The following is a 21,415-nucleotide window of genomic DNA, read 5'->3' as shown; positions in this document are numbered from 1 at the left end:
ACTCCAGCATGAGAGCTGTATCCGCTATTGGCCTCAGTTTCCCGAGGTTATCGCGGTCTGTAGGGTAGTTTGGCCACGTGTTACTGAGCTATATGCCGCGGGTCTAAACCCGCGCGACTAGCATGGCTAAATCGGACTCCGATAGCAATGGCCTCCGGCAGGATCAACCGGAATGTGCTGATATACATCAGCGGCGGAAGTGGTTGCACTCCGTCGGAAGCGTAACCCATCGACTCCTACGTCGATGGTGACTACTGTATGGGTCCGTGGGCTCACATCAGATTCCATCTTGACGGCGGACCGCAGGGGTGGAATCCTCATGGGTTAGTGGCTCGCCGCACGATCGCGGCGGGCCGTGTCGTCCCGGGCGGCCCGGGGCGACCTTCGCATTTCATTCGATGGGAGGGGGACATATAAATGACTCGTCTCGAACCCGCTCTGTGCAGACCCCACATGCCGCATACGTAACGTGAAGTCATCACACGCGAAATCGCCATGCAGCGTCGGTATCTGATAGAAAGTAATAACCGATATGAATTATACTGACTTTTGACAAGACGTGGTTCAGTGACGAGCGGACCTACAGAGCGATCGTATCTCTCTGGAGAGCTACGTACACGGCACGCTCGCACGTCGCAAGCGGGACATCGAGAACGACAAGTCGTGTGTCACTGCTGGCGGAACCAGTCGCTACGAGACTACGACGCGTGACTGCAAAATAGGTCGATCAGGCGGTCAGGGAGTCGATGTGGCCTTCGGCGCGGAGCTGGTCCGCGTCCTGGCCCTTGTATCGCCACTCGATGTTGGCTTTCTCGTCCTGCCAGTCCCACGGTTCGGCGAGGACGATGTCGTCTTGTTCGATCCACGTTCGGAACTTCATCCGACCGGGGATGCGTCCGAGGCGGGTTTCGCCGTCCTCACAGCGGATGCGGACGTGGTTTCCACCGAGGTGTTCAGTTACGACCGCGAACAGTTCGTCGTCTGTAGGCATACGGAGATTCCGTCGCCCTGTATCTTCGCTCACAGGTAAACTATGGTTCCGAACCGTATAAGTGAACTGAGAGTTCCGATACCGTGTACCACGCGAGGCGAAAATAGCAGGTGCTACCGGGTATGAAGGATGTCTGCGGGATCTACTTGAGAATGCTCAGTCGGCGGTGAGCGTGAGCGGTTCGTCGCTTTCGGCGGCCATATCCGACGTGAGTCCGTCTGCGAGAGCGAAGACGGCGTCTTTGTGGTCGGTTTTCGACTTGTGAATCGAGGTCGGTTTGACACCGAGTTCGGCGTACTCGTCGTGTTCCACGTCCGAGCCTGTGTCGGCTTCGTAGCTGTGCTGTACCTGTGCGAGCAGGCTGTGAAGGTGGATGAGCTCCTGCTTCTTCATGGATAGTACGGGCTAATAGACGAGGGGTTATAGTATTATCTTGCCACTTGTTACCAAGATGAACCCGAGTGGCGCTCTGGAGCGCTATTCCGCTACTTTGTGTGTATCTTCACTGACCGGTGACGACGCCGAGAGCGGAAAACCGAAGATTCGAGGCATATTGTGTGCATCTCAGTGTCATCTTCTACGAACCTTCACTGGTTCGGTGTTGAATACGTTTGCTCTCATGATGGTGGAGACAAGCCGACATACAGGATTTTTCGTCCGGTTGCGTTCGTATCTCTCCCGTTCTCAGTACACACGTTGTGCATAAACGACCACGACAAAGTATCAATATGCAAATACTTTTCAGCATCGAGCGCAAATGGGTAGATACCATGAACTGGAAACACCCTCGAAACGAGACGAAAGCGGCATCGAAAGAGCGCGAGACGGAGAGCGGAACGCGATGGTCGTTCATCGCCGCTGCGAGTATCGTCGCGTAAGCTACTCGTTTTCTACGATAGGCTGAATCGCAGCCCGCTATTTTTCGACCGCATCGTATGGCGCAACCGGGCCGTGCGTGGGACAGGCACCGGCAATCGGCGTAGCGTTGAGACAGCAGTGTCGCTGCCCAGTCGCTACGAGACCGGTCGCTAGCGGTTCGTCACAGCGCCTGCAACGCAGTTCGCCCATACCATCGGTTAGGCCTGTCGAGCCGTAAGTCCTGTCCCCTGCAGCCACTCGTCGGTAGTGACGCCAAGTCTGGGACTTACCCGTTCAGCCCGAGTATCGAGCGGGATTCGTCGGTGGTCGCGAGCGGGCGGCCGAGTTCCTCGGCGAGACGGACGACCCGTTCGACGAGTTGTGCGTTGCTCTCGGCTGGTTCACCGCGGCGATAGTAGACGTTGTCTTCGAGCCCAACACGAACGTGTCCACCGAACAAGAGCCCCATCACCGCAAACGGTAGTTGGTGTCGTCCGAACCCAAGCGTGTTGAACAGCGTACCATCGGGCAGGTCCCCGGTCGCAGTGAGAAAGTTCTCCGGGCGCGGGCGCGTGAGCGTTCCCGGTCCGAAGATGAGCGTCGCGTAGACCGGGTCGGCGAGGTCTCGGCGGTCGAGTAACCCGTGGAGTTCGTTTCGATGGCCGTCGTTGAACACCTCCAGTTCCGGTTTGATACCGCGCTCGACCATCTCTGCGTGCAGCGAGTCCACCAGTCCGCGGGTGTTCTCGCTGGTGAGGAGATCGTAGCGGTTCAACGGCCCCATGTCGAGCGAGGCCATCTCCGGCGGCGGGTCGGTCCGAAGGGGGAGGTGCCGGTCGGCGTCGGGCGCACCGGTCCCGCCCGTCGAGTGCTGAACAATGATATCGTCGGTGTGCCGGCGAACCGCGTCGTCAATCTCCTGAAAACGCTCGGTCTCGAAACTGCGTTCCCCGTTCTGCTGGCGAGCGTGAAGGTGGACGACCGACGCGCCGGCGGCCTCGACTGCCCCCGCCGCCCGCCCGATTTCCTCGGGTGTCTCGGGGATGTTCGGGTTGGTCTCCTTCCCGTGGACGCCGCCGGTCAGCGCCGCCGTGACGATGACCGGGTCGCCGTCGAGGTACGCCTCGTAGGTCACTCCCCCTCACCGCCGGATTCAGTGTACGCGCAATATATCTCACAGTCCCGTTCGTGGTCGAGCGCGTACCGGTCGTTACAGATGTCGGCGCGCATCGGCTGGACAAACTCGTCGACGATGGTACAGAACGCACGGGCCGTGTCGAAGGACTGGTCACCGTCTCGCTCGCGGTACACCAGCTGCGGACAGGTCATAGCGCAGATACCGGCGCGTTCGTGTTAACGGTTCACTTGCCTCTGGTGACGTAGTTACACCTGCGTCCCCGGGTGACATGGGGGTGAGGAAAGGGACACAAACCACGACGCCGTAACCGATCGTATGGCACCCGACATATCCGGGCTTCATCACGTCACGGCCATCGCCGGCGACCCGCAGCGAAACGCCGACTTCTACGTCGGGACGCTGGGGCTTCGGTTCGTCAAGAAGACGGTCAACCACGACGACACCGGCACGTACCACTTCTACTTCGGTGACGGTGAGGGGACGCCCGGGACCAACATCACGTTTTTCCCGTGGACGAATCAGGGACGGGACGGCCACTTCGGCGCGGGCCAGACGCAGGATACCGCGTATCTCATCCCCGAGGACTCGGTCGAATACTGGACCGAACGCCTCGACTCACACGGCGTCACGATCGAGCGGACCGAGCGGTTCGACGAGACAGTCCTGCAGTTCGAGGATCCCGACGGCATCGGTCTCGAACTGGTCGCGGCGGACGCCGAAACCGACGCGGTCCCGTGGGCCGACAGCCCAGTACCCGAGGACAAACAGCTCCGGGGGTTTTACAGCGTCACGCTCGCCGTTCCCTCGGTCAAGCCGACCGCGGAGCTGCTCACCGAAGTGTTCGGCTACGAACACGAGGCGACCGAGGGCAACCGCCACCGATACCGAAGCGCTGCCGGCGGGTTCGGCTCGGTGATCGACCTCGTCGAGACCGACGACGAGTACGGACAGATGGGCGTTGGAACGGTCCATCACGTCGCGTTCAGAGCCGAGGGCGTCGAGGTACTGGAGGTGTTCCGCGATGAGTACCTCGAACGGGGGTTGCGCCCGAGCGAAGTCATCGACCGGGTATACTTCCACGCGCTGTACGCTCGCGAGCCGAACGGCATCCTCTTCGAGATCTCGACGATGGAACCGGGGTTCACCGTCGACGAGTCCGTCGACGAACTCGGCTCCTCGCTCGCGCTCCCGGAGTGGGTAGAAGACGAGCGAGAGACCATCGAACGGCAACTCCCGGACTTCGACGGACCGACGATTCCCGAGGGGGAGTGAGTCGGCAGAATGACCGACGTAACTCCTGACAATCCCGGCGAGCCGTTCCACTTCGAGTACGACCCGGCCGCACTCCGCTACGGGCCAAACTGCGTCGCCGACCTCGATTCGGAACTAACCGCCCACGACGGGGGCCGAGCCCTCGTCGTCACCGGATCGACCGTCGGCGAGACGGCAGCGGTGATGGATCCCATCGAAACGGGGCTCGGTGACCGACTCGCCAGCGTGTTCGCCGAGACGACGCCAGCGAAGCGTCTCGGGACCGCTATCGACGCGTTGGGGGCGTTTCGAGAGAGTGGCGCGGACGCGATCGTCAGCGTCGGCGGCGGCAGTAGCCTCGACGTGGCGAAGGTCCTCGCGGTGTTAGTAGCGAGCGAGCGCGAACCAGAAGCGCTCGGAGCGGAACTCGTCGAGACGGGCACGATCACGGTTCCCGATAGCGGTCTCCCGCCTATCATCGCAATCCCGACGACGCTCGCCGGAGCGGACCTCACGATGGTCGCGGGCGTCTCCGCTGACCCGGAAACCTGTCCCGTCGAATCGGCGGCGAACGGCGGTATCTCCGACCCGGGGCTGATGCCCGCCGCAGTGTGTTACGATCCGGAGCTGATCGCCACGACGCCCCGGAGTGTCCTCGCCGGGTCTGCAATGAACGGCTTAGATAAGGGCGTCGAGACGCTGTATGCCCGTAACGCGACACCAGTCACCGACGCGACGGCGATGCGAGGACTCTCCTTGCTGCAGGAGGGGCTGCTCGCATTCGGCGACGGCCGAGACGACGACTGGGTGTACCAGACGCTGGCTCGCGGGTTGGTGCTCGTCCAGTACGGCATCTCCCGATCCGAGGGAACGACGCTCTCGCTACTCCATTCCTTCGGGCACGGCCTCACGCGCACGTACGGGGTGCAACAGGGAGCCGCCCACGCCATCGTCGCTCCACACGCGCTCGACTACCTCTTCGACCGCGTCGACGGCAGGCGAGCGCTGCTCGCGGACGCGTTCGGCGTAGCCGACGCCGAGGACCCGGCGACCGCCGTCGTCGAGGCAGTCGCCGACGTCGCCGCGGCGTTGGACCTCCCGACGCGCATCCGCGACGTCGACGGGCCGTCCCGCGACGAATTCCCGGCGGTCGCCGAGGCCGTCCTGTCAGACTCGTTCATGGCGAACGCACCGCCGGCGTTAGACCCGACCCCTGAGGACATCGAAGCGGTATTGGACGCCGCGTGGTAGCCTGCGCACTCGCGTTCAGTCCAGTTCACCGCGCAGGACCTTCGCCGCGACGAGGACGGGGTCCCAGACGGGGCTAAAGGGCGGCGCGTAGGCGAGATCCAGCCGTTCGAGTTCCGCGACCGTGAGGTTGGATTCGAGCGCCGTCGACAGCGTGTCGATGCGGATGGCCGCTCGGTCACGGCCGACGATAGCACCTCCGAGAAGCCTTCCTGTTCCCCGGTCGGCTGTCAACGTCACCGTCGTCTCGTCGCCGCCCGGGTAGTACCCCGAGCGAGATCCAGCGGTAATCGTCGTCGTGACCGGTTCGAAACCGGCGTCGCGAGCCGACTCGTCGCCGACGAACCCGACGCGGCCACACTCCAGTTCGAGCGCTTTGACGACGGCCGTTCCCGCCACGTCGCCGACCGGTTCCGGGTCGCTGGCGACCGTCTGCCCGATGGCCCGTCCGGCGCGGTTGGCGGTCAGTCCCAGCGGCACCCACGTCGGTTCGCCGGTGACGGCGTGGCGGTCCTCGGCACAGTCGCCCGCGGCGTAGACGTTCTCGGCGGTCGTCCGGCCATACTCGTCCACGGCGACGGCTCCCGACTCGCCCAGTTCGACCGGCGTCTCGGAGAGCAGGTCCGTGTTCGGTTCGATGCCGACGCCGACGAGTGCGAGGCCCACCGAGACTCGTCCGTCCTCGTGGACGACGGTCTCGACGCTGTCCCCGCCAGCGAGTTCAGAGACGGCGGTGTCGAGGTGGAGTTCGATGCCCCGCTCGCGGAGGTGGTCGGCTACTCGCTCACCGACCGCTTCGCCGAACGGTGGTAAGAGGTGCGACGAGCGCTGAAAGAGGTGGGTCTCCAGGCCGTGAGCGTGGAACGCCTCGGCCATCTCGATCCCGACGTAGCCGCCGCCGACGACGGCGACCCGTTCTGGTGGCTCCCGGTCGGCGTATTTCTCGACGAGGTCGGCGTCGACGTACTCGATGTCGGTGTCGACGGCCGCCTCGTCGGAAGGCGACAACGCCGCGCGCACCGCGGCCGCCGAGTCCAGCCCGTGCATCGTGAAGGCCATGTCGCGTCGACTGCCCGGTATCGGGTCGGTGATGGCGTGTGCGCCAGTTCCGACGAGCAGGTTGCCGTAGGGTTGCTCGAACGATTCGCCGTCGCCACTGCTCTCTACGGTGACGGTCTGTGCGTCGGTATCGATGGCGACGACCTCGTGTTCCCGGCGGAGGTCGATACCACGCTCTTCGGCCGCTTCGGGCGACAGCGAGAGGAGGTCGGTGAGTCGGTCGACCTCGCCTTTCACGTAGTACGGTGTTCCGCAGTGCGCGTACGATATCCACCGTCCCCGCTCGAAGACGACGACGTCGCCGTCTGGGTTCTCGCGGGCGAACTTACTGGCGGCGCTGAGGCCGGCGGCGTCGCCGCCGATGATCACGAACGGGTCGGACATGCGAAGACCGTCGCTCGCCACCTACGTAACTCTTGAGCGGAACCGGGGGACGACTGTCGTTGCCCCGGGAAGCGAATTACCACTAGTTAGTCGGTTACTGTACGTAATGCTTAGTCGCTGGGGGGTGTATACCGGTCTATGAGCGACGGCGCAGAGAAACTGGAAATCTGGTGTGCCGGTGAAGAGTGGTGTCCCATCACTACGACGGCGACGTTGGTCGGAAAGAAGTGGCACCCAGTCATCGTCCATCGACTGCTCGACAGCGGCCCGTCGGGATTCAACGAACTGAAAGACGACGTGGACGGCATCTCCTCGAAGGTGCTCTCGGACAGCTTAGCGGACCTCCAGGAGAAGGGACTCGTCGCGCGAGAGGTGATCAACGAACAGCCCTTCCGCGTCCACTACTCACTGACCGACCACGGGGCGTCGCTGGAACCGGTCATCACCGCGATGGCCGAGTGGGGTACTGAACACCTCCGCGAGCCCGAACAGTGACGACGGTGCTCGCAAGTACCGACCTCCCGCGGGTCTCGACGACGGACCGGTGTGCAACAGAGACCGTTTCGCCCGTTCCGATTATACCCCTCATAACTCGCTCTCGGGAAGATATCATCGGATGAAACGCCGTGAGACGGTCGAAACGATGTGAACGTAACCGGGGACCGAACGACGCGGCGCGCGAACGAGAAGCCAAAAGACAGACTGCCATCGAGCGAGACCGGTTGCGGAATCAGTCGTGCGAAGCGTCTCGGTACCACCGACTGCCGTCGAACGTCGAGCGGGCCTCGCGGAGGACACTCGGTTGGATCCGAGCGGTGGTCGCTGGCGAACCGTTCGACGTAGCCGCCGCTAGCCGGATACTGTTTGTCTCGCCCGCGGGGGCGCGGGCGAGGAGAGAAGGCGCGTCGGTACGTCGGTCGCGGTCAGGGAGGCGGCAGGGTCGGCGTATCGGTAGCGGGCGGTGTATCTCCCGCGGAGCCGCGATTACTGCCACTCGTCGAGACTCACGGAGACTGGGGACTGTATCCAGGCATCCTCGACCTCGATGTCGTAGATGAGGGAGTCCTCGCCGGTGGTGACGTGCTGGTAGCGGTCGAAGCTCTCGGTGTTCGGGCCGGCCGTCGCGTATCTGTCTTCGGTCTTGCTCGTGTTGGTAGACATCTGTCGTAAATACGTCTACAGCGGGACGCACCATTACTATCTACCGGCTATATCGTCTTAGACCCCGGGTAATCAGGTACTTACCATATATATGCGGGCGCAGTTGGCCGGGGGCGGGAAGTTAATGTTCGCCGGGACGACCCTCCAATCGAGTGATGTCCCGTGACTGACTCCGAGTTCGACCTCAGCGCACCTGAACTGACCGCGGCCGACTTCCTCGTCCTCGACGACCCCCACTTCACTGCAGATACCGTGGCGCTCGTCACCGGCGCGGCCTCCGGGATCGGCCGCGCGACAGCCGTCGCGCTGGCGGCGAACGGACTCACCGTCGTCGGGGCCGACGTCGACGCCAACGGGCTCGACGAGACGGCCGACATCGCCGCAGATTGTGACGTTCCCGGAACGTTCCACGGCGTCGAAACGGACCTCACCGACGACGACGACATCGAAGCCGTCGTCGACGCCGCCGCCGAGGAGGGCGAGGTTCGCTTCGTCGCCAACATCGCGGGCATGCAGTACATCGCGAGCATCCCGGAGTTCCCGATGGAGCAGTACGACCGCTTGCTCGACGTGATGTTGCGCGCGCCGTTCAAGGCGGCACAGGCGGCGATGCCGCACATCCGCGCGACGGACGACGGCGTCGGTGCCGTCGCCAACATGTCTTCGGTCCACGGCCACTACGCCACGAAGGACAAACCGGCGTACATCACGGCAAAGCACGGACTTCGGGGGTTGACGCGGGCGATCGCCGCAGAAGGGGAAGGAACGCTACGCGGGTTCTCTATTAGCGTCGGCTACGTGCTGACGCCGCTGATGGTCGACCAAATCGAAGATACCGCGGCCGAACGAGGAATCGACGAACAGGCTGTTATCGAGGACGTGATGCTGGGGCAAGCCCGCACGAAAGAGATGATGACGCCCGCCGAAGTCGCGAACCTCTTTGTCTTCGGGTTCTCCGGCCACGCGAAGCACTTAAACGGCGCTGATCTGCTGTTCGACGGCGGATACACACATACCTACGAGTGAACGAAGGTACCGACCGAGTAGTCGACGGGCCCGTCACTCTCGCGTTTGGACGAACAGATAGCCGGAGCTATCGACTGTCACCCTGATCTGCTCGTAGGTAAACGATACCTGAACGTCGGTATCGAAGCCGTCTCTACAGAGTAGCGCGTTCAGCGCGTCCGCTTCGACGTACTCGTTCAGTGGCGGGAGTTCGTTCGCCGCGCGATTCGTCTCCACTGCAACCGCGTCTGTGATTGCCGCCGTCGGTTCGTTGGTCGCCCCCCAGCCACCGCTGCTCGATTCGTCGAAATCACCGATGTCTGTCTCGATTTCGTCGTTTGACATACTCTGGTCTCATCACACGCTTCTCACACCGCGAGTTCGGAAACGTCCCGCAGTCCGAGTTGAACCGCCTACTGTTTAGAAGGTTGTGCAGTGATTGATTAGATTTACAGTTCAGATCATCATAACTGCTACTCAAGATATTTCCCGTTAGATTCCAGCTTTGAGGATCCCGCCGCATCTATTTTGTCCGCTCGTGGCGTACGCTGGCGTATGCCCGTCACCGACGACGACGAACTCCGCGAGATATTAGATCTGAACCGCGTCGCTGTCGTGGGGTGTTCGGCTACGCCCGGCAAGGATGCCCACGAGATACCGAAGTACCTCCTCGATCATGGGTACGACGTGGTCCCGGTCAACCCCTTCGCCGACGAGATATTCGGTCGGGAAGTGTACGACTCGCTCGCGGACGTCCCCGGCGAGATCGACATCGTGGACGTGTTCCGGCCGAGCGAGGAAGTCAGCGACATCGTCGACGCCGCGCTGGAACGCGACGACGTAAAGGTGGTCTGGCTCCAGTTGGGCATCCACGACGACGACGCCGTCGAGCGCGCAGAGCAGGCGGGCCGCCGCGTCGTGCAGGACCGCTGTATGAAGCCGACCCATCAACAACTGAAGGCGTAGGGTAGCGTCCCTACCGCTCGCGCCACGTTCGGCGGACCAGTTTCACCGAGATACCGACGAGGGCACCCCCGACGTAGACCAGGGACCCAACCGTGGACTGACCGGTATTCCTAACAACGTCGCGGAGTCACCACCGGATATGGTTGAGTGGCTTCCCGAGAGCTACTGGCTCGTCCGATTCCTCTTCCAGCGGTCGCTCGCAGTCATCTACCTTCTCGCCTTCCTCGTCGCTGCCACGCAGTTCCGGCCGCTGGCCGGCGAGGACGGACTCCTTCCACTCACCCAGTACGTCGAGCGCAGTTCCTTCCGCGAGCGACCGAGCCTCTTTTATTACTATCCGAGCGACCGCGCGACCGGTATCGCGGCGTGGGCCGGCGTCGCCCTCTCCATAGTGGCGCTCGTGGCCGGTCCCTATTGGCTCCCGACGCCCTACGCCGTCCCCGCATCGATGGCCCTGTGGCTCGTCCTCTGGGGACTGTACCTCTCCTTCGTCAACGCTGGACAGACGTTCTACGGCTACGGCTGGGAGTCGATGCTGCTCGAAACCGGCTTTCTGGCGGTGTTCCTCGGGGCCGGGCCGAGCGGTCCGCCGGTCGTCGTCGTCTGGCTACTCAAGTGGGTTCTGTTTCGCAACATGTTCGGCGCGGGCCTCATCAAAATGCGCGGCGACGACGTTTGGCGGAACCTCACGGCGATGGACTACCACTACGAGACTCAGCCCATCCCGAACCCACTTAGCTGGCACGTCCACCACCTCCCCGACCGGTTCCACCGCGTCGAGGTACTCGGCAACCACGTCGTCGAACTCGCGGTGCCGTTCCTCTACTTCGCTCCACAGCCCTGGGCGTCCGTCGCGGGCGCGGCGACAATCGGCTTTCAGGGGTGGCTGATGCTCACTGGGAACTTCTCGTGGCTGAACGCGCTGACCATCGTGCAGGCCATCGCCGCGTTCAGCGACGGCGTCCTCACCTCGCTCGTTCCCGTCTCCGCGCCGACGGCCGCCGACCCACCGCTGTACCTGCAGGCGCTCGCCATCGTGCTGGCCGTCGTCGTCCTCGCTCGCAGTATCCGCCCGGTCAGGAACATGCTCTCTCAGTCGCAGGTGATGAACACCTCCTTCGACCCGCTGTCGCTGGTCAACACCTACGGCGCGTTCGGGTCGATAACCCGGGACCGCTACGAACTCGTCGTGCAGGGAACCACTGACGAGACGATTACTGAAGACACGGAGTGGCAGACTTACGAGTTCGCGGGCAAGCCCACGGACCCGACACAGCGCCCGCGACAGGTCGCGCCCTATCACCATCGCCTCGACTGGCAGCTGTGGTTCGCCGCGATGCGGTCGTCACCGCGTCGAAGCCCGTGGTTCCCCGCCTTCTTAGAGCGGCTCCTCTCGGCCGACGAGGCGACGCTGTCGCTACTGGCGGACGACCCCTTCTCGGGGGCCGCACCCGAACACGTTCGCGCGGTTCGTTACCGGTATCGGTTCACGACGCCCGAGGAGCGACGGGAGACCGGAGCGTGGTGGTCGCGCGAGCGCGTGGGCGCGTACGTAAGTCCCGTGAGTTTGGACGACCTGCGTCTGCGGCAAGGGCGCTGAGCGACCGCGAGCGAGCGGCGTGCGACTCGTGACGACGAGTCGGCGGTCTCAGCGCTCTCCGGGCCGCTTCCGCCGAGCGGGCGGCGTCTTCGAGAGGAGTTTCCCGAGCGTGTCGCGGTTGTCTGCCACCCAGTGATAGCCACGCTCGCGCAGGGTCTCGTACTCGCCGAACTGCCCGAGGAACTCCGCGACGGGACGCGCCGGCTTGCCCATCTCTGTTCTGACGAGCGCCGCCTCGATGGAGGCCCCACAGGAGTAGACCCGGTCGTCGGTTACCAGATGCGAACACGACTCGTAGTCTTCGGGCAGGCGCGCGCGGAGGTTCTCGTCGAGTTCCGAGAAGCCGACCAGCGCGAGGGTCGACCGCGATTCGAGGAACTCGGCCCACCACGTACAGAAGCCACAGTCGTCGTCGTAGACGAGCGTCGCGTCGCTCATACTCGGGTGGAGAGACGCCAGCCCCAAACTACTTCGCCACCGACAGAGCTTTCCGGCCGCTGGCGACAGCCATCGACATGGAGCGGTTCGTCCAGTTCGTCGTCGCTGGCGGCCTCTCGCTGGCCGCTGGGCTCTGGATAGCGACGCTCACGGCCTCGCAGACGCCGGGTTGGTTCGTCGGCGTCGTCCTCGTCGTCGCGGGCATCGCGGGACTGGCGACAGGGATCGGCCGGGAGCTACAGGTCGGGGAGTGAGCAGCCCGTGAGTGGCCCGCGAGTAGCGACACGCCAATTCTCCGACGGGCGCGGGAAGCCAATTGTTTTCCTCGCGGGCGCTCTCTCACCGATATGAACGCCGACGAAGTCGAGGCTCTCATCGAGGCGGAGATTCCCGACGCCGACGTGACCGTGACGACGCCGCGCGACCCGGACGACGACAAACACTACGCCGTCGACGTTGTGTCGCCGGCCTTCGAAGGGCAGTCACTCGTCGACCAGCACCAGCTCGTCCACGACGCGCTGGGCGAGCACCTCACGCGTGACATTCACGCCATCGAACTCACCACGTCGACGCCGGAGTGAGCAGAGACGCGCGCCAAACGAACAGCGAACCACGGCGGTAGCCATTTCCCTCCCGGCGTGCTACGGCCAGCCATGAGCTTCGAACCCGAAGAGCTGTCCCGCGAAGAGGTCCAGACGAAGGTCGAGGAGACCATCGAGAACAACGAAGTGGCCCTGTTCATGAAGGGGACCGAGCTGATGCCCCAGTGTGGCTACTCCCGGAAGGCCGTCGGCCTCATCCAGCAACACCGCGACGACGTGGCGACGGTGAACGTCCTCACCGCGACGGAGGCCTACCGCGAGGCCCTCTCGGAGTACAGTGGCCGCGAGACCGTTCCCCAGACGTTCGTTGACGGGGAGTTCGTCGGTGGCAGTGACATCTTGGAGCAACTCGACGAGAACGGCGACCTGAAAGCGACGCTGAACGCGTAGGTATCGCTGTCGGGCTTGCGCAGCGCTGAGATCGCGCTGTTCGGTTCGAAAATGGCGGAAAACGGTGGGCCGCGAAGTGCGCCCGTCGTCCACTTCACGGCTCCCTGCGGTCGCCGTTCCGGTTCGCGGTTCTCGCTCGCTCCGAACCGCGCTATTGCTCGCGGCTATCGCCGTCGTCGGGCGGCAACGCCGCCCGACTGCCTGCGGGACCTCCGGTCCTTCTCCGCTCGCTGAACCCGAGGGCTGCTCCCTACGGTCGCGCCCCTCGCTACTCTTCGTCTTTCATTTCACCGAGACGGTCGACGAGATCGCTCGTCGACGCCTCGGTATCGAACGACACGCTCCCGTCGTGGTCGTTCTCGTGGACAGCGACGCCGTCGTCTTCGTCCGTATCCACGTCCTGGTCCTTTTGCTCGGACTCGTCGTAGCTACCAAAACCCATGTGTGATAGTCTAGGCGCGAGCCACTAAAAACGGACGATAGAAACGCTCGTGGGTGTTTGGTATCGAACCACAGGTCGAATCCGGGTGGTTTCGTCGTGCGTATCAGGAAGCAAAGGTTCTTATCCGTGCTCGCGTATCGATTAGATAACGACATTCGATAGCCGTTGTTCTCCGACGGCTGCTGTCTTCAATCGTAATTTCCGCATCCATGAGTACGGCAGACGAGGCGCTTGAGAAGATCAAAGCACAGGTCGAAGCAGAGACACCCGAGGACATCACTATCTCGTCGGTCACCTTCGAGGGACCGGAACTGGTCATCTACACGCCGGACGCCAGAGAGATTGCCAACCGCGACGGCATCGTCCGCAACCTCGCCCAAACGCTTCGGAAACGCATCAACGTCCGACCGACGCCAGACGCACTCGTCCCGCAGGCCGAGGCGGAGGCGCGCATCCAAGAGACGATTCCGGAAGATGCCGGCGTCCAGAACCTCGATTTCGATTCGACGACCGGCGAGGTCTTCATCGAGGCCGAGAAACCCGGGCGCGTCATCGGTCGTCACGGCGAAACGCTGGACCAAATAGCCGCCAGCGTCGGCTGGACCCCCGAAGTCGTCCGCACGCCACCGATGGAGTCCTCGACGGTCTCGAACGTTCGGAACTTCCTGAAACAGGAACGGGACGACCGGCGGGACATCTTAGAGCGTGTCGGTCGGCAGATCAATCGACCGATGACCGCAGACGACGACTGGGTCCGGCTCACGACGCTGGGCTGTTGCCGGGAAGTCGGGCGGGCCTCGTTCATCCTCTCGACACCCGAGTCGCGTATCCTCGTCGACTGCGGCGACAAGCCTGGTGCCAAAGGAGAGGTCCCGTATCTACAGGTTCCAGAGGCGCTCGCCGCCGGGCCGAACTCCATCGACGCCGTAGTGCTAACTCACGCCCACCTCGACCACTCGGCGCTCATCCCCATCCTGTTCAAGTACGGCTACGACGGTCCCATCTACACCACCGCGCCCACGCGTGACCTGATGGGGCTGCTCCAACTGGATTACTTAGACGTGGCCGCGAAGGAGGGCCGCGCCCCACCGTACGAGAGTCAGCAAGTTCGGGACGCACTGAAACACACCATCCCGCTGGACTTTGGCAACGTCACCGACATCGCACCGGACATCAAACTCACGATGCACAACGCGGGCCACATCCTCGGCTCTGCGGTATGTCACTTCCACATCGGCGAGGGTCGCTACAACGTCGCGTTCTCCGGTGACATCCACTACAAGGACACCCGCCTGCTGGACGGCGCGGTCAACGACTTCCCGCGCGTGGAGACGCTCATCCTCGAATCGACTTACGGCGGGAAAAACGACTACCAGACCGATCAGGCCGACTCCGAGCGCGTGCTCAAACGCGTCATCAACGAGGCCCAGGAAGAGGAGGGTCACATCCTCATCCCCGCCTTCGCCGTCGGTCGCTCGCAGGAACTGATGCTCGTCCTCGAAGAGGCGATGCGAAAGGACGAGATCCCGACGATGCCCGTCTACCTCGACGGGATGATTCGCGAGGCGACGGCCATCCACACGGCCTATCCCGAGTACCTCCGCGAGAGTCTCCGCAACCGCATCCTCTACGACGACGAGAACCCGTTCCTCGCCGAGCAGTTCCAGCAGGTCGACGGCGGGGAGGAGATGCGACAGGACATCGCCGACGGCGACCCGGCTATCATCCTCACGACCTCCGGGATGGTCACCGGCGGCCCCGTCATGTCGTGGCTCCGCCTGCTCGGTTCGGACCCGGACAACACGATGGTCTTCGTCGGGTACCAGGCCGAAGGGACCCTCGGACGGCAGATTCAGCGCGGCCAGGACGAAATCTCGCTCGGGGACAGCAGCGGCCCGCGCGCCGAGCGGATGAGCCTGAACATGGCTGTCGAGACGGTCGACGGTTTCTCCGGCCACGCCGACCGGCAGGGACTGGAGACGTTCGTCGAGACGATGCATCCTCGACCCGAGAAGGTGCTCTGTGTCCACGGCGACGAGAGCTCGACCAACCAGCTCTCCTCGGCGCTGTACCAGAACTTCAATATGCGGACGTTCAACCCGAAGAATCTCGAGACCTTCCGCTTCGTCTGAGCGAATCGTCTCGGAGTCCGCTCGAACCGTCTCGGAGCCCGCTCACATCGTCTCGGTTCGTCATTCCGCTTCGTCTTCCTCGTCCGCCTCCGTTTCTTTGCGCTCTCGCTCTTTCCGGATGTTGAGCGCTGCGAGCAATCGAGCGGTGACGACTTCTTCGACGATGGCGACGAACTGTGCGTCGTCCTCGGTGTATCCGGCGAAGACGCCGAGGGGTATCTCACCGCCAGCCATCTCCCGATGCCCGCCGGCGCTGCCGACGCCCTCGAAGGCGTCGTGCAGTATCTCACCGATATTGCTCCGTGAGTCCGTCGAGCGAGCACTGAGTTGGATGGCGTCGTCGACGATGCCGAAGACGATGGCCGTCTCGATACCTTCGAGCGTTGCGAGGTAGTCGGCCGCCTGCGGGAGCGCGTCGCGTTCGCTCGTGCGACCGACCTGCGAGATGAGTACCGACCCGTGGACGGTTCGGTTGTCGATGGCGTCGGCGATGGCATCGACCGTCGCGCCGCTGACAGCCGGACTCGACAGCTGCCGGAGGAGGTCCGGGTCGGTGTAGCCGTGGAGGTAGCCCGCTGCCTCGTACTCCGCTCGCGTCACGCCACGGAGGAAGCCGAGCGTCTCGCGGCGGATGGCAAAGAGGAGCGCAGTGGCGACCCGCGAGTTCGGGTCCATCGGCAACTCGCGGATGTACTCTGCGAAGATTGTCGCCGTCGCGCCCATGTCCTCGCGGTGGTCGACGAACGTCGCCTCGACGTTCTCCGCCGGGTGGTGGTCGACGATGACGTCGACGGGCGTCCCCTCCGGAACGCGGTTGTTCGCACCGGGCGTGGAGTGGTCGACGAACGCCAGGAGCGACCCCGGCTCTCGGTCCCTGACGATATCGTCGTCGAACGGGACGAGATCTACCTCTAGCAGGTTGACGAACGCCCGATTCTGCTGGTGGGAAATGTCACCGCTGTAGAGGATGCGCCGTTCGTCGATGCCGGCGCTGGCGGCAATCTGTCCCAGCGCGACGGCGCTGGCCAGACAGTCCGGGTCGGGGTTGTTGTGACAGACGATAGTGAGGTCGTCGCCGTCTTCGAGGAGGTCCCAGAGCGTCTGTGCGCGACTCATACCCGTTCTTTCGGGGCGCTGCTACATGCCTCTGCTGGCGAGCAGTTGGAGAGTGAATTACTCCGCCGTCCGGGTCGTCATCACCGGAATGGGCGAAGCACGGACGAGTTTCGAGCTCACGCCGCCAAGCGCGTACCAGCTGAAGTCCGTCTGGCCCTGCGTGCCGAGGGTGAGCAGGTCGATACCCTCCGTGTCTACGTAGGTGCGAATCTCTCGATGCGGCGTCCCGTACCCGACCGTCCCGACGACGTCCGAGAGCGTCTCCTCGGCCGTTTCCACCGCTGAATCGACGATCTCTCGCGCGCGGTCGTCGAGTTGGTTCTCTCGGACGGCCGAGCGAGCGTCGGGGCCGAGACTACCCGTCTCGACGACGTGGATGACGTGGAGCGTCGCGCCCGTCGCGGCCGCGACGTCGATACCTTCCGCCAGCGCCCGGTTCGCTCCCGCGCTGCCGTCGGTCGGAACGAGTACGTCACGCGGCGGATACCGATAGGCGCGGTCTTCGTCGGGGTTGACGACGAGGACGGGCACCGGTGAGGTGTTGACGACGCGTTCAGTGACGCTGCCGAGCAGGACACGTTCGAGTCCTGGTCGCCCGTGAGTCGGCATCACCACGAGGCCCACGTCGAACCGATCGGCGTGCTCCACGATGGTCCGTGCCGGGTCGCCCTGTACGACGTCGGTCGCGACATCGACGCCTCGCTCGCGGACCACATCGGCCACCTCGGAGACGATGCGCTCGCCCGCCTCTTCGAGTGCGTCCACGACCTCCCCCTGGATGGCGCTGACGCTGTCCCGGTTCGTATCCGCGACGTGGAGGACGTGGACCGTCGCGTCGTGTGCCGCCGCGACGTCCGAAACGTACTCGAGGACCGATGCCGCCGTGTCGCTTCCGTCGGTGGGAAAGAGGATGTCGTCGTACATGGGCAGCTGTGATACGCTCCGTGTCGATACATTGTCTCGTAGATACGATAAAGACCCGGGCGAGACGGCGACGCGGTGTCAGCGGTTGGCCCGTTGCCATCGCCTGACAGTGACCGCGACGGCCAAGTGGCCGAGGAGACAGACGGTGACGATGGCCCCGAGCAGTGCCCAATCACCCAGTTCCAGCGGAACCGTCCCGAAGTAGCGGTTCAAGGGAGTATAGAGCACCGCCAGTTGCAGGAGCGCGGAGACGGCCACAGCGGCCGCGAGCCACGGGTTCGAGAACGTCGGCGTCGCCCTGAGCCAACGGATGACGTACAGTTTCTCGAACTCCACGGCGACGAACCCGGTAAAGACCATTGTCATCGCGTACGGCGTGACGGCCGTCGCCCCGCCGAGCGTGACCACGAGCAACCCGAGCATCACGATCGTCGATACCGCTCCCGTCCCGCCCATCAGCCCCAGCATTCCTCGGTCTACGATACTGCTGTCGGGGTCTCGGGGCGGCCGGTCCATCACGTCTTCACTCGCGGGGTCCGCGCCCAGTGCGACAGCCGGCAGGCCGTCGGTGAGCAAGTTAATCCACAGCAACTGCACCGCCGGAAGGACGAGATAGCCGAAGAGCGACGCGATGAAGACGATAGCCACCTCCGCGATGTTGGCGCTCAGCAGGTACGCTACGAACTTCCAGACGTTGTCGAAGATGCTTCGTCCCCGTTCGATGGCCCGTTCGATGGTCGTGTAGTTGTCGTCCAGCAGAACGATATCGCTGGCCTGCTTTGCCACGTCGGTGCCGCGGACGCCCATCGCCACGCCGATGTCGGCGTGTTTCAGGGCCGGTGCGTCGTTGACGCCGTCACCGGTCATGGCGACACGGTGCCCGTTCGCCTGTAAGGCACGCAAGATGCGGACCTTGTGTTCTGGCGCGGTGCGAGCGAAAACGTCGACGGACTCGACGCGTTCGCGAAGCGTCTCGTCGTCCATCCCTTCGAGGACCTGTCCCTCCATGACTTCGGTGTCCATCCCGAGGTCGCCAGCGATGGCCGCCGCGGTGCGGACGTTGTCGCCTGTTATCATCTTCACGTCGATGCCCGCCCCCCGCGTCGCAGCGATCGCGTCGGCCACCTCCTCACGCGCCGGGTCGATGAGACCGAAGAGGCCGACGAAGACGAGGCCGTCCTCGAACGCGGCTGCTGGGGCTGCGTCTGTTTCGACCGCGTCGTCCATGTACGCGACGGCCAGCACTCGGAGGGCGTCGTCGGCGAACGCATCGACCTGCTCGCTGACTCGCTCAGCCCGGTCGTCGGTGAGCGGGACCGGACCGTCGGCGGTCAGAATCCGGTCGGCCTTCGAGAGGACGACCGCCGGCGCACCCTTGACGTAGGCCCGGTCGCCGTGGACAGTCCCCATCCACTTGCGTTCAGACGAGAAGGGAATCTCGTCGGTTCGGGGCCGAGATTCGCGGAGGGACGCCACGTCGATGCCGCTATCCTCGGCGGCGTCGACGAGCGCTCGTTCGGTGGGGTCGCCCTCGTCGGTCGTCGCGTCGTTACAGAGCGCACCGGCCTGTAACAACAGGTCGACACGTTCGTGCGTAGTGTCGGTCGTCTCAGTCTCGTCTGCTTGGACGACGTCGTCGTTCACCCACATCCTGCTGACGGTCATCTGGCCGCGCGTCAGCGTCCCGGTCTTGTCCGTACAGACCACGTCGACGCCGCCGAGCGCCTCGACCGCGGGGAGACGGCGGACGAGCGCGTTCTCGTCGGCCATCTGGCGGACGCCGAGTGCCAGCGTCAGTGTCACGACCGCAGGAAGTCCCTCGGGCACGGCCGCGACGGCCAGCGAGACCGCCGTCAAGGCCGCCTGAAACGGCTCTGTCCCCTGGAAGAGCAACAGTGGGACGACGAGCGCAGCCAGAATCACCACGCCGAGGCCCAGCGTCCGACCGAGCGAGTCGAGTTCGCTCTGCAGCGGCGTCTCGGTCTCCTCGGTGCCGGCCAGTTCCAGGGCGATCGCACCGACCTCCGTGTCGTCGCCCGTCCCGGTGACGACGGCGACGGCCCGCCCGCGCGTGACGTTCGTCCCCTTGTACGCCATCGGCGTGCGCTCGGCCAGTGGCGTCCCTGCGTCGACCGGGGATGGATCCTTCGAGACGGGGGCGCTCTCGCCGGTCAGCGCCGCTTCGTCGATTTCGAATCCAGTTGTGTCGACGAGGCGGCAGTCCGCCGGGACGACGTCGCCGCCCTCCAGTTCGATGATGTCACCGGGAACGAGTTCCGTGGCTTCGACCGACGTGGTCGCCCCGTCACGTCGAACCGTCGCGGTCGGTGCGGTGAGTTCGCGTAGCGCCGCGAGACTCTCCTCTGCGCGGTAGTCCTGTACGAACCCGAACAGGCCGTTAGCGACGACGATGACCGCGATGAGGACGGCGTCGACGGTGTGGCCGGCCCAGACCGAGAGCGCCGCGGCGACGACGAGGACGTAGATGAGGACGCTCTCGAACTGGGCGGCGAGGATGCGAAACAGCGAGCGCTGCCCGTCGCGAGCGACTTCGTTCGGCCCGTACCGCTCTCGCCGATGGGCCGCTTCCTCGGCGTCGAGGCCGTCGAGATCAGTCCCCAGTTCGTCGAGTATGTCGTCGGTGGACTGTGCGTGTCTGGGGTTCTCCTCGGCGGACCGTGTTTGTGCGGGGGAGTCCACGTCCGCACAGACTCGCCCGGCCACCAAATTTGTTGTCCGCTAGCAGGAACCGGAGGTTTACGTGCCCGCCAAGTGGAGTGAGTGGCATGGCTGCCGTTCGCCGCCTCGTCATGGACGTGCTGAAGCCCCACGACCCGACGCTGCTATCGTTTACCGAACGGGTCAGCGAGACCGAGAGCGTCGCGGGCGCGACCACGTCACTCATCGAACTCGACCAGGAGGTCCAGAACGTCAAGGTCACCCTAGAGGGCGAAGATATCGACGTCTCGGCCGTCGAGGAAACCATCGAGAGTCTCGGCGGGACGGTCCACTCCGTCGATCAGGTCGCCTGTGGCGACCGCCTCGTCACCGACCAACGGACCTTACAGGACGGGTAGTTTCGTGTTCGGCGTTCGCGAGTTGTTCCGTCGACTCCTCGGGAAAGAGGACGTGCTGGCAATATCTCGTCGGTACTTCATCTCCAACGGGTTCGACGGGACGCTGACCTGCATCGGCGTCGTCATCGGGTCGGTCCTCTCGGGCGTTCCCGACGGCCTGACGGTCGTGAAGATCGGGCTGGGCGCAGCAGTCGGTCTCGGAACCTCGGCGGTCTGGAGCGTCTGGGAGATCGAGCGCGCGGAGACGCGAGCAGAGATTCGCCGCCTCGAACGGGCGATGCTCACCGACCTGGACGACACGCGCATCGAGCACGAACAGCGCGGCGCGCGCCTGTTACACGCCACGTCGAGCGGGCTGGGCCCCGTCGTCGGCGTCCTGATACCCTTATCGCCGTTTCTCCTCGCCGGAAGCGTCGTCTCGCTCGCGGAGGCGGCCGTCGTCTCCGTCGGCCTCGGCATCGGTATCCTCGGCGTCTTCGGCGCGTACATGGGGTCGATATCCGGTCAACGGTGGTACGTCGCGGCGGCGCGGATGGCGCTGGCCGGCCTCGTCGTCGCCGTCGTCAACGTCCTCTTGCCAGGATGACCGAGCCGGCCCGGTTCGGATGGGTTGGCTCGGCCGTGCAACGCAGA

Annotated in this window: 24 protein-coding genes and 1 rRNA gene; 12 read left to right on the top strand and 13 right to left on the bottom strand. The window is 64.2% G+C overall.

Annotated elements, in window-relative coordinates; translation table 11 throughout:
• The 5 genes from E4S61_RS14630 to E4S61_RS14610 all read right to left on the bottom strand — a co-directional run.
• Nucleotides 1-174: ribosomal RNA gene (locus E4S61_RS14630) — 16S ribosomal RNA — on the bottom strand; the annotation flags it as partial.
• Nucleotides 175-727: 553 nt separating this feature from the next.
• A complete protein-coding gene (locus tag E4S61_RS14625; RefSeq protein WP_135304659.1) occupies nt 728-1,024 on the bottom strand; it encodes a translation initiation factor eIF-1A in 297 nt (98 codons plus the stop codon).
• A gap of 123 nt (nt 1,025-1,147) precedes the next feature.
• Nucleotides 1,148-1,384 (bottom strand): UPF0058 family protein, encoded by a 237-nt coding sequence (locus tag E4S61_RS14620; protein ID WP_135304658.1) that lies wholly within the window; start codon nt 1,382-1,384, stop codon nt 1,148-1,150.
• 751 nt (nt 1,385-2,135) lie between these two features.
• Complete coding sequence (locus tag E4S61_RS14615) at nt 2,136-2,984, bottom strand: BKACE family enzyme (RefSeq protein WP_135304657.1); 849 nt, start codon at nt 2,982-2,984, stop codon at nt 2,136-2,138.
• Nucleotides 2,981-3,178: a hypothetical protein gene (locus tag E4S61_RS14610; RefSeq protein WP_135304656.1), complete on the bottom strand. Its 198-nt coding sequence runs from the start codon at nt 3,176-3,178 to the stop codon at nt 2,981-2,983. The genes E4S61_RS14615 and E4S61_RS14610 overlap by 4 nt, the downstream gene beginning before the upstream one ends.
• Before the next feature lie 124 nt (nt 3,179-3,302).
• Between E4S61_RS14610 and E4S61_RS14605 the strand changes: the two genes are divergently transcribed.
• Nucleotides 3,303-4,259 (top strand): ring-cleaving dioxygenase, encoded by a 957-nt coding sequence (locus E4S61_RS14605; RefSeq protein WP_135304655.1) that lies wholly within the window; start codon nt 3,303-3,305, stop codon nt 4,257-4,259.
• Nucleotides 4,260-4,268: 9 nt separating this feature from the next.
• Nucleotides 4,269-5,489 carry an iron-containing alcohol dehydrogenase family protein gene (locus tag E4S61_RS14600; RefSeq protein WP_135304654.1) on the top strand — a complete coding sequence of 407 codons (1,221 nt, stop codon included), beginning with the start codon at nt 4,269-4,271 and terminating at the stop codon, nt 5,487-5,489.
• Between the two features lie 15 nt (nt 5,490-5,504).
• Here the strand turns inward: E4S61_RS14600 and E4S61_RS14595 are convergent, their stop codons facing one another.
• Nucleotides 5,505-6,929, bottom strand: a complete 1,425-nt coding sequence (locus tag E4S61_RS14595) for an FAD-dependent oxidoreductase (RefSeq protein WP_135304653.1) — start codon at nt 6,927-6,929, stop codon at nt 5,505-5,507.
• A 138-nt stretch (nt 6,930-7,067) separates the two neighbouring features.
• Between E4S61_RS14595 and E4S61_RS14590 the strand changes: the two genes are divergently transcribed.
• Nucleotides 7,068-7,424, top strand: coding sequence for a winged helix-turn-helix transcriptional regulator (locus tag E4S61_RS14590; protein WP_135304652.1), 357 nt, complete (start codon nt 7,068-7,070; stop codon nt 7,422-7,424).
• Nucleotides 7,425-7,913: 489 nt separating this feature from the next.
• On the opposite strand, the gene E4S61_RS25485 is transcribed toward E4S61_RS14590, so the two are convergent.
• Nucleotides 7,914-8,090, bottom strand: coding sequence for a hypothetical protein (locus tag E4S61_RS25485; protein WP_167768506.1), 177 nt, complete (start codon nt 8,088-8,090; stop codon nt 7,914-7,916).
• 162 nt (nt 8,091-8,252) lie between these two features.
• Between E4S61_RS25485 and E4S61_RS14585 the strand changes: the two genes are divergently transcribed.
• A complete protein-coding gene (locus E4S61_RS14585; protein WP_135304651.1) occupies nt 8,253-9,116 on the top strand; it encodes an SDR family oxidoreductase in 864 nt (287 codons plus the stop codon).
• A gap of 33 nt (nt 9,117-9,149) precedes the next feature.
• Here the strand turns inward: E4S61_RS14585 and E4S61_RS14580 are convergent, their stop codons facing one another.
• Nucleotides 9,150-9,440, bottom strand: a complete 291-nt coding sequence (locus tag E4S61_RS14580) for a HalOD1 output domain-containing protein (RefSeq protein ID WP_135304650.1) — start codon at nt 9,438-9,440, stop codon at nt 9,150-9,152.
• Nucleotides 9,441-9,650: 210 nt separating this feature from the next.
• Here E4S61_RS14580 and E4S61_RS14575 point away from each other — a divergent pair, with 210 nt between their 5' ends.
• Entirely contained in the window at nt 9,651-10,061 is a 411-nt protein-coding gene (locus E4S61_RS14575; protein WP_135304649.1) for a CoA-binding protein, read from the top strand.
• A gap of 139 nt (nt 10,062-10,200) precedes the next feature.
• Nucleotides 10,201-11,661, top strand: coding sequence for a lipase maturation factor family protein (locus E4S61_RS14570; protein WP_135304648.1), 1,461 nt, complete (start codon nt 10,201-10,203; stop codon nt 11,659-11,661).
• A 48-nt stretch (nt 11,662-11,709) separates the two neighbouring features.
• Here the strand turns inward: E4S61_RS14570 and E4S61_RS14565 are convergent, their stop codons facing one another.
• Nucleotides 11,710-12,099 (bottom strand): thiol-disulfide oxidoreductase DCC family protein, encoded by a 390-nt coding sequence (locus E4S61_RS14565; RefSeq protein ID WP_135304647.1) that lies wholly within the window; start codon nt 12,097-12,099, stop codon nt 11,710-11,712.
• 77 nt (nt 12,100-12,176) lie between these two features.
• Here E4S61_RS14565 and E4S61_RS25480 point away from each other — a divergent pair, with 77 nt between their 5' ends.
• The 3 genes from E4S61_RS25480 to E4S61_RS14555 all read left to right on the top strand — a co-directional run bounded on the left by E4S61_RS25480 (nt 12,177) and on the right by E4S61_RS14555 (nt 13,091).
• Nucleotides 12,177-12,353, top strand: a complete 177-nt coding sequence (locus tag E4S61_RS25480; RefSeq protein WP_167768505.1) for a hypothetical protein — start codon at nt 12,177-12,179, stop codon at nt 12,351-12,353.
• Nucleotides 12,354-12,446: 93 nt separating this feature from the next.
• The gene (locus E4S61_RS14560; RefSeq protein WP_135304646.1) at nt 12,447-12,680 is read left to right on the top strand and encodes a BolA/IbaG family iron-sulfur metabolism protein; all 234 of its coding nucleotides are present in this window, start codon (nt 12,447-12,449) and stop codon (nt 12,678-12,680) included.
• Between the two features lie 72 nt (nt 12,681-12,752).
• On the top strand, nt 12,753-13,091 hold the full coding sequence (locus E4S61_RS14555; RefSeq protein WP_135304645.1) for a glutaredoxin family protein: 339 nt from the start codon (nt 12,753-12,755) through the stop codon (nt 13,089-13,091).
• A gap of 268 nt (nt 13,092-13,359) precedes the next feature.
• Here the strand turns inward: E4S61_RS14555 and E4S61_RS14550 are convergent, their stop codons facing one another.
• Nucleotides 13,360-13,533 carry a DUF5786 family protein gene (locus tag E4S61_RS14550; protein ID WP_135304644.1) on the bottom strand — a complete coding sequence of 58 codons (174 nt, stop codon included), beginning with the start codon at nt 13,531-13,533 and terminating at the stop codon, nt 13,360-13,362.
• A gap of 209 nt (nt 13,534-13,742) precedes the next feature.
• Here E4S61_RS14550 and E4S61_RS14545 point away from each other — a divergent pair, with 209 nt between their 5' ends.
• Entirely contained in the window at nt 13,743-15,665 is a 1,923-nt protein-coding gene (locus E4S61_RS14545; protein WP_135304643.1) for a beta-CASP ribonuclease aCPSF1, read from the top strand.
• Between the two features lie 60 nt (nt 15,666-15,725).
• Here the strand turns inward: E4S61_RS14545 and E4S61_RS14540 are convergent, their stop codons facing one another.
• The 3 genes from E4S61_RS14540 to E4S61_RS14530 all read right to left on the bottom strand — a co-directional run bounded on the left by E4S61_RS14540 (nt 15,726) and on the right by E4S61_RS14530 (nt 20,405).
• Nucleotides 15,726-16,781 carry a DHH family phosphoesterase gene (locus E4S61_RS14540; RefSeq protein ID WP_135304642.1) on the bottom strand — a complete coding sequence of 352 codons (1,056 nt, stop codon included), beginning with the start codon at nt 16,779-16,781 and terminating at the stop codon, nt 15,726-15,728.
• 57 nt (nt 16,782-16,838) lie between these two features.
• Complete coding sequence (locus tag E4S61_RS14535; RefSeq protein ID WP_135304641.1) at nt 16,839-17,705, bottom strand: universal stress protein; 867 nt, start codon at nt 17,703-17,705, stop codon at nt 16,839-16,841.
• Nucleotides 17,706-17,783: 78 nt separating this feature from the next.
• Entirely contained in the window at nt 17,784-20,405 is a 2,622-nt protein-coding gene (locus E4S61_RS14530; protein ID WP_135304718.1) for a calcium-translocating P-type ATPase, PMCA-type, read from the bottom strand.
• An 86-nt stretch (nt 20,406-20,491) separates the two neighbouring features.
• On the opposite strand from E4S61_RS14530, the gene E4S61_RS14525 reads away from it, so the two are divergent.
• Nucleotides 20,492-20,782 (top strand): DUF211 domain-containing protein, encoded by a 291-nt coding sequence (locus tag E4S61_RS14525; protein WP_135304640.1) that lies wholly within the window; start codon nt 20,492-20,494, stop codon nt 20,780-20,782.
• Between the two features lie 4 nt (nt 20,783-20,786).
• The gene (locus E4S61_RS14520; protein ID WP_135304639.1) at nt 20,787-21,368 is read left to right on the top strand and encodes a VIT1/CCC1 transporter family protein; all 582 of its coding nucleotides are present in this window, start codon (nt 20,787-20,789) and stop codon (nt 21,366-21,368) included.
• Nucleotides 21,369-21,415: the final 47 nt, after the last annotated feature.

Source organism: Haloarcula amylovorans, from assembly GCF_004681185.1.
GTDB lineage: Archaea > Halobacteriota > Halobacteria > Halobacteriales > Haloarculaceae > Haloarcula > Haloarcula amylovorans.
This window is presented reverse-complemented; position numbering and strand designations above follow the sequence as displayed.

Excerpts from the sequence above, each read along its gene's own strand:
- E4S61_RS14620 (WP_135304658.1), bottom strand. The coding sequence starts at position 1,384 with ATGAAGAAGCAGGAGCTCATCCACCTTCACAGCCTGCTCGCACAGGTA.
- E4S61_RS14610 (WP_135304656.1), bottom strand. The coding sequence starts at position 3,178 with ATGACCTGTCCGCAGCTGGTGTACCGCGAGCGAGACGGTGACCAGTCC.
- E4S61_RS14605 (WP_135304655.1), top strand. The coding sequence starts at position 3,303 with ATGGCACCCGACATATCCGGGCTTCATCACGTCACGGCCATCGCCGGC.
- E4S61_RS14600 (WP_135304654.1), top strand. The coding sequence starts at position 4,269 with ATGACCGACGTAACTCCTGACAATCCCGGCGAGCCGTTCCACTTCGAG.
- E4S61_RS14595 (WP_135304653.1), bottom strand. The coding sequence starts at position 6,929 with ATGTCCGACCCGTTCGTGATCATCGGCGGCGACGCCGCCGGCCTCAGC.
- E4S61_RS14590 (WP_135304652.1), top strand. The coding sequence starts at position 7,068 with ATGAGCGACGGCGCAGAGAAACTGGAAATCTGGTGTGCCGGTGAAGAG.
- E4S61_RS25485 (WP_167768506.1), bottom strand. The coding sequence starts at position 8,090 with ATGTCTACCAACACGAGCAAGACCGAAGACAGATACGCGACGGCCGGC.
- E4S61_RS14580 (WP_135304650.1), bottom strand. The coding sequence starts at position 9,440 with ATGTCAAACGACGAAATCGAGACAGACATCGGTGATTTCGACGAATCG.
- E4S61_RS14575 (WP_135304649.1), top strand. The coding sequence starts at position 9,651 with ATGCCCGTCACCGACGACGACGAACTCCGCGAGATATTAGATCTGAAC.
- E4S61_RS14570 (WP_135304648.1), top strand. The coding sequence starts at position 10,201 with ATGGTTGAGTGGCTTCCCGAGAGCTACTGGCTCGTCCGATTCCTCTTC.
- E4S61_RS14565 (WP_135304647.1), bottom strand. The coding sequence starts at position 12,099 with ATGAGCGACGCGACGCTCGTCTACGACGACGACTGTGGCTTCTGTACG.
- E4S61_RS25480 (WP_167768505.1), top strand. The coding sequence starts at position 12,177 with ATGGAGCGGTTCGTCCAGTTCGTCGTCGCTGGCGGCCTCTCGCTGGCC.
- E4S61_RS14560 (WP_135304646.1), top strand. The coding sequence starts at position 12,447 with ATGAACGCCGACGAAGTCGAGGCTCTCATCGAGGCGGAGATTCCCGAC.
- E4S61_RS14555 (WP_135304645.1), top strand. The coding sequence starts at position 12,753 with ATGAGCTTCGAACCCGAAGAGCTGTCCCGCGAAGAGGTCCAGACGAAG.
- E4S61_RS14550 (WP_135304644.1), bottom strand. The coding sequence starts at position 13,533 with ATGGGTTTTGGTAGCTACGACGAGTCCGAGCAAAAGGACCAGGACGTG.
- E4S61_RS14545 (WP_135304643.1), top strand. The coding sequence starts at position 13,743 with ATGAGTACGGCAGACGAGGCGCTTGAGAAGATCAAAGCACAGGTCGAA.
- E4S61_RS14540 (WP_135304642.1), bottom strand. The coding sequence starts at position 16,781 with ATGAGTCGCGCACAGACGCTCTGGGACCTCCTCGAAGACGGCGACGAC.
- E4S61_RS14535 (WP_135304641.1), bottom strand. The coding sequence starts at position 17,705 with ATGTACGACGACATCCTCTTTCCCACCGACGGAAGCGACACGGCGGCA.
- E4S61_RS14525 (WP_135304640.1), top strand. The coding sequence starts at position 20,492 with ATGGCTGCCGTTCGCCGCCTCGTCATGGACGTGCTGAAGCCCCACGAC.